This is a genomic window from Arthrobacter sp. SDTb3-6 (assembly GCF_013376095.1).
In the GTDB taxonomy this organism is placed as follows: domain Bacteria; phylum Actinomycetota; class Actinomycetes; order Actinomycetales; family Micrococcaceae; genus Specibacter.
On sequence record NZ_JAAMFN010000047.1, the window covers coordinates 21494 to 27880 of the forward strand.

Annotated in this window: 6 protein-coding genes and 1 pseudogene; all 7 read right to left on the reverse strand. The window is 64.6% G+C overall.

What is annotated here, in order from left to right:
- Nucleotides 1-209 precede the first annotated feature (209 nt).
- Nucleotides 210-809: an IS1595 family transposase gene (locus G6035_RS17220; protein WP_371131058.1), complete on the reverse strand. Its 600-nt coding sequence runs from the start codon at nt 807-809 to the stop codon at nt 210-212.
- 15 nt (nt 810-824) lie between these two features.
- Nucleotides 825-1040, reverse strand: a pseudogene (locus tag G6035_RS20700) (transposase); the annotation flags it as partial.
- 54 nt (nt 1041-1094) lie between these two features.
- Nucleotides 1095-2267 carry a hypothetical protein gene (locus tag G6035_RS17225; protein WP_176618335.1) on the reverse strand — a complete coding sequence of 391 codons (1173 nt, stop codon included), beginning with the start codon at nt 2265-2267 and terminating at the stop codon, nt 1095-1097.
- Nucleotides 2257-3870, reverse strand: a complete 1614-nt coding sequence (locus G6035_RS17230) for an amidohydrolase (protein ID WP_176618336.1) — start codon at nt 3868-3870, stop codon at nt 2257-2259. The genes G6035_RS17225 and G6035_RS17230 overlap by 11 nt, the downstream gene beginning before the upstream one ends.
- Nucleotides 3867-5078: an acetyl-CoA C-acyltransferase gene (locus G6035_RS17235; RefSeq protein ID WP_176618337.1), complete on the reverse strand. Its 1212-nt coding sequence runs from the start codon at nt 5076-5078 to the stop codon at nt 3867-3869. Before G6035_RS17235 ends, G6035_RS17230 begins: the two co-directional genes overlap by 4 nt.
- A 54-nt stretch (nt 5079-5132) precedes the next feature.
- Nucleotides 5133-6011, reverse strand: coding sequence for a 3-hydroxyacyl-CoA dehydrogenase family protein (locus G6035_RS17240; protein WP_176618338.1), 879 nt, complete (start codon nt 6009-6011; stop codon nt 5133-5135).
- 28 nt (nt 6012-6039) lie between these two features.
- Nucleotides 6040-6387 (reverse strand): enoyl-CoA hydratase/isomerase family protein (locus G6035_RS17245; RefSeq protein WP_256128079.1); only part of this gene is annotated, 348 nt, incomplete at its 5' end.

Sequence of the window (6387 nt, forward strand, 5' to 3'; positions counted from 1 at the left end):
ACTAGCTCGGGGGAGTCAGCTCATGAACCCACTTGAAGACCTACGAGTGTACGGAATTAGCTCGGCACTCGATCAGATCGTCGGCGCGAACGTGCTGATTGATGCTGCCGTGCGTGCATTGGTGGAGGGCGTGGACTCGCCGTCGCTCCCCCTCCTGGCTGGCCTTTCTCGAAGTGCGGAGGACCAAGCACAAACGCTTTTCAGAGCTGTCACCGCTGAATTGGATCTCGTACCCCCATTGCCCATGGACTTAGCGGGTATGCAGGACAACAAGCGGTGCACCCCGGCAGCGACAGGTGCGCGGGCTGGCCCGACGCTTTGACATTGCGCACCTTAATGTCGACGCCGGCGCCGGCCGCCGCCCGCGGATAAGGGGGCCACCCATCCGTGATGAGTGTCGCCCCGGGTGTCACGTGCGCGCGGAGGAATCCGGCCAAGCTGGCCGATGACGCATTGGGGATGACCTGCAGCCTGGCCCGGCCCAATCCTGCGCCCCGGCGCTCAATCGCATCGGCCACGAGCGTTTTTCCGGCGGCGCCGCGGCCCAACGTGCCTGGCCTGTCCCCGCCAATGAAGGTCTCGTCCATCTCGACCCGTCTTCGGAGCCGGTCGCGGTCGGACTGATGCATCACCGATCGCAGTTTGTGCGTCATCGTCCACGCACTCTGGTAGCTGCCATGGTCCGTCACCCGTTGCAGGGTCAACGCCGACACCCCTTGCTTCGACGCCACCATCAGCCACGCCGTCTCGAACCAGACGGTCAACGGGGTGCAGGCGCGATCCAAGACCGTTCCCGCATTCACGCTCACTCGGCGTCCGCAGCCCCTGCACCGATGCATCCCCGGCACGATGGACCGGTCTCCGACGTCCGCGCACCACGGACAGACGAATCCGTCCGGCCAACGCAGCCAGTCCAGATAGTCAAGACAGTCTGCATCCGACCGGAACCAAGCCCGCAACTCCGGCAGCGATCCCGGCAAATTCCGGCCCTCCACTGGCGAATCCACCATGAGCGACAAGATACGCGCAGCCCCCGACATCACGGCAGTTACATGGATAGCCACTTCCCACGAATTGCTCTCCCTGGAATCGCTTTAACGGGCCCGCCCTTTGGGCCAGCCACCGACGCCAACGTAGAACGCACAGGTGAGAAGCACCAGCACAAACGCAGCCGCCAGTGCCCCCCGTCCAAACGAAAGCATCCATCCCAGAAGCAAGGGGCCAGCCAGGCCACCGGCCCGCGCCGCCATTCCCATTCCGGCAAAACAGGCCCACGGGCGATCGCTGGCCAGTGCCGCCTGTCGAGTGTTGAGCGTGGACGCCATGATGGCCCCCCCAATGAGGGGGCCGCTCAAAGCAAGTCCCATGACTACGGCGATGGCGCTCCCAGCCGCTGCGGCAAAACAAAAACCGACACCAGCTACAACCCCGGCCGCGGCAAACTCGCGGTTCGTCCTGGCCAAGGACCCCCTGCCCAGGAATCGGGAGGCAATCATGGCCAGCAGTTCGCGAAAAGCCAGTCCGATTCCGATGGCCGCGCCCATCCCCGGGAGGGCCATGGGAAGGACGGATCCGGCCGCCGCAAACACAATAGGCATCGACGCGGCGGCAACGGCTCCCCTGACCATGGTGGAAGACCGTACGATTTCGCCCAGTGAAAATCTCATTGACGATATCGGGCCGACCGGCTTGGTTGGCAGCCGGTGGATAGTGGCGTGCGGAAGCGTGAAAGCAGACGCCAGCAAAATGGCCCCTGCAATGATGATTCCGCCCAGCAGATCCCCGTTGACGCCGCGGCCAAGGGTGAAGTAGATGACGCCGGAAGCGATGAGTGCACCTACCCGTTGGACCAGCACCGACATCCTTTGGCCTGCGGCCTGCGCCGGCCCCAGGAGTTCGGAATACCGCGCCAAAGTGGGAATGTAGATCAGGCTGGAACACGTGGCGAAGACCGCAGCGGACACCATGACCCACCAGCCGGACCCGAGCATCAAGGTGGTGCCGGCCGTCACGACTATGAGCCCCCCGCTGGCAGCAACCAGCGGCCTCAACCCATACCGGGCCCCCAGCTGCGCCGCGGGAGAATCGAGCAGGAGGCCAAAGCCAAGATAAATCGTCACCGCGATCGAGGCGTCCGCCAGTCCTGGCGCAATGACGGCAATCGCCGTGATCGTCATCGTGTGGAAGGCAAAATACACGCCGGTAATGAGGGAGAGCGATCCATAGCGCCGCACCCGGCGCACGGGCACGGACAAACTAAGCGCCATAAACCCAGCCACCGCCCACCATGGTTGCCTTGACAACGCAGGATGAAATCTGACCGGGGGCACTACCAGCCGACAAGGGGTCTCGATCGAGCAGGGCGAGGTCGGCCAGCATTCCCGCCTCCAACGTGCCGACAATCCCTGCCATGCCAACAAGTTCGGCGCTCAAGGTGGTGGCAACATGGAAGGCCTCGGCCACGGAGACTCCCTGTGCAGCCCCCAGGATTGCACCCTCCCGGGTGGAACGGGTCACTGCGGTCTCAATTGTGTCCAAAATGTTCATGGGCGTGACGGGTGAATCCGAGTGAATGCCGGCCGTCAGTCCATTGTCCAGGCATTCACGCAGCGGGTTCATGCGTTCGGCACGTTCCGCTCCGACGAAGCGGTCCCGGTGCCTGTCCCCCCAGTAGTGGACATGGTTGGTGAACAGCGAGGCGCCCAGGCCCGCTTGGGCGGCCGCCGTGATGTGTTCGGCGTGGGCCATCTGGAAATGTTCAATCCGATGTTTGGCCCACTCGTGGCCGCCCGTACGGCCGCGCAAATCGCAGTAGGCTTCGATGACTTCCCCTATTGCCCCGTCCCCATTGGCATGAATCGCCAGCTGGGCCCCCGCGGCGAGCAGGGGGAGCCCAGTAGCCACAATCTGCTCCGCGGAGAGCAGAAGGTTTCCGTGCGACTCGGGGCAGCAGTCATATCCGTCCACGACGGCTGCCGACAGTCCTTGGATGGAACCGTCTGCCCACAATTTCGCTCCTCGAAGTTGAAGGCGGGACGGCGTGGAGTGCCGGAAAAGTTCGGGATCCTGAGCGAGGAGTTCAGGCACAAGGTCGCCGCGTAGGTACCCGAACAGCCGTACGGGCATCTCCCCTGCGTCGGCGATCTCCCTCAGGATGTCCAGTTCCCCGGCTGCGAACTGCGAGCCGATGCCCATGTCGTGAATTTGGGTGATGCCGTGGGAAACGGCCTGGTCCATCGTCTCACGTGCCGCACGCATTCCGTCCGCGCGTTCGGGCTGGGGGCACTGGTCGCGAATTGCCCTGACGGCGCCGACCCCCCACAATAGTCCCGTCGCCCGGCCGGCGTCGTCACGGGCAAACCTCCCTCCCGCTGGATCCTGCGTCGCATCACCGAGCCCGGCCAGTTCGAGTGCCCTCGTGTTGGCGACGGCAAAGTGGCCGGAGAGATGGGTCACCAGCACCGGATCCTTCCTCGAAACGCGGTCTAGGTCGTGCCTGTCGGGGTGGCGGCCCTCGAGCAGCAGGGTGTCGTCGTAGCCCCATCCCCGGTACCAGCCCTGGCGGGCTCCGAACCCTGCCAGGGCTTCAACCAGGGCGTCAATTGAACCAACAGCTTCGGGCAGCAGATTTGCCCATTGCCCGGTCATGCCGGTGAAGACAGTGTGGACGTGGCTGTCGACAAGTCCCGGGATGACCGTGCCGTTCAGTTCAAGTGACTCGTCTGCCTGCGGGTAAAGGCGGTGGGCTTCCTGTGATGTGCCAGCGAACACGACCTTTTCTTCGTCGATGACGAGGGCCTCAACCTGGCGCTCCGGCACAAATGAGACGTGAATCGTGTCTGCTTCAAGAATGGTAATCACGTGCGTCACGGGCGTTCGATGAGCAGCGACGTACCTTGGCCAACGCCCACGCACAGCGTGGCCAGTCCGCGCCGGACATTTTCCGTTTCCATCCGACGCAGCAGCGTGACCACCAGGCGCGAGCCGCTGGAGCCCAGCGGGTGGCCCAGGGCGATTGCGCCGCCGTCGTTGTTGGTGACGCCTTTGTCCAGGCCAAGGACACGCATAACGGCCAGCGACTGGCTTGCAAAGGCCTCATTAAGTTCGACGGCCCCCAGCTCACTGATATTCCAGCCGGCCCGGGCCAAGACCTTTTGCGTGGCCTGGACTGGACCGATGCCCATGACCTCCGGAGCCACCCCGGCCGAGGCTGCGTGCACAATGCGCGCCCGCGGGACCAACCCGTATTTGGACACCGCAGCCTCCGAGGCGACAATAATTGCCGAGGCGCCGTCGTTGAGGGTGCTGGCGTTACCAGCCGTGACCACCGCACCGCCCTTCACCACCGGATACAGCCCGGCCAGGACTTCCATTGTTGTTCCTGGCCGGGGTCCCTCGTCCGTGTCAACAACTGTGCTGCCTTTCCGTCCTGGGACGGTGACCGGCACGATCTCTTCCCTGAGCCGGCCCGCAGCGATGGCAGCCAACGCCCGTTCGTGGGACTGCACGGCGAAAGCGTCGGCGTCCTCACGCGAGATCCCATGGACCTGGGCCACATTTTCCGCAGTTTCCGGCATGGAGAATGTCATCCGGCCCTGCCGCGAAAGTTCGCCGGAAGTGAAGCGCGGGTTGGTGAACCGCCAGCCAATCGAGGTGTCGTAGACGGCCCCGGCCTTGGCGAAAGCCTTGCCGGGTTTTTCCTGCACCCAGGGTGCGCGGCTCATGGATTCCACCCCGCCGGCCACCACAATGTCTGCCGCTCCGGCCGTCACCATCTGCGAGGCCAGGATGACGGCGCTCAGGCCGGAGGCACACAGCCGGTTAACCGTCAGCCCGGGCACGTGGTCGCCGAATCCGGCGAGCAGCCAAGCCATGCGCGCCACATTCCGATTTTCCTCCCCGGCGCCGTTGGCGTTGCCCAGAATGACCTCGTCCACGGTGTCGGGATCGACGCCTGCCCGGCGAACGGCATCCTGGACCACCAACGCGGCCAGGTCGTCCGGCCGCACTGCGGACAGCGCGCCGCCATAGCGTCCCACCGGGGTGCGGGTGCCGCCGATCAGAAATGCCTCGGCCATGGGAAACTCCTTCAGTCAGATTGTCTTTTGGTGCAGGCGTGTTACCGCGGGAGGTTACTTCGCTACTGTTGCGGACCGGCCGTATTCGTACCAGCCTTTTCCGGTTTTGCGGCCGTAGTGGCCGTGTTCGTAGAGTGCTGCCAGGGCGGGGTGGGGCAGGTCTGCGGGGTCGCCGGTTTCAGCATGGGTGGCCTGGCGGATGAGGTAACTCACGTCCAGGCCCACCAGGTCCATGAGTTCAAACGGGCCCATGGGGTGCCCCAGCGCGGTCTTCGCGGCTGTGTCGATGTCCTCAAAACTGGCGAAGCCGTCCGCGTAGAGGCGCAGCGCTTCGTCCCGGATGGCACCCATGAGCCGGTTGGCCACAAAGCCGGGGATCTCCTGGTTGATGAGCACGGGCGCCTTCCCCAGCTGCCTGGCAAGCTCCATGACCGTATCAACGGTGTCCTGGGAGGTGCCCGGATGGCGGACCACCTCCACGCACTTCATGACCAGAGCTGGGTTGAAGAAGTGCATATTGCACACCTTCCCCGGCCGGGAAGTGGCGCCGGCCACCTTTGAGGAGCCAAGAGTGGAGGAGTTGGTGGCCAGGATGGCGTGTACCGGCGCTGCCACATCCAGCGCCGCGAAGATGGCGCGCTTGACGTCCAGCCTTTCCGTGGCGGCCTCAATGACCAAGTCGGATTCGGCGGCACCCTCTTCCAATGAGGTGGTGAAGCGCAGCCGCGCCAGTGCCGCATCGGCGTCCGCTCTGCCCAGCCGGCCCTTCGCCACCGAGTTGTCCATGCGCTCGGCCAGCTGGTCCCTTGCCGCGGCCAGTGATTCCGCAGCGATGTCCTGGACGGTGGTACTGAATCCGGCCAGGGCGGCAACCATGCCGATTTGCGAGCCCATGGCACCCGAGCCAATGACCAGGATGTTCTTGATCTGCATGTGTGGTGTCCGTTTCTTTGCGTGGGTGTTATCTGCCATGGAAGGCGGCGGCGCGTTTTTCAAGGAACGCTTGGGTGCCTTCGCCCTTGTCCTGGCTGGTGTACAGCAGGGACTGGGCAAGGCGTTCGAGCAGCAGCCCCGTGCGCTGGTCGGTTTCTGCGCCGTTCTTGACCACCAGCTTCGCGAGCCGGACGGCCAGGGGCCCCTTGGCCAGAATCAGACCGGCGGTCCTGCGCACAGCGGCCATCAGCTCCGCCTGCGGCACCACCTCTGTGACGAGCCCTATCCGCAGCGCCTCCACCGCGTCAAAGATCCGTCCCGTCAGGATGAGTTCGACGGCGCGCCCCTTGCCCACCAGCCGCGACAGCCGTTGGGT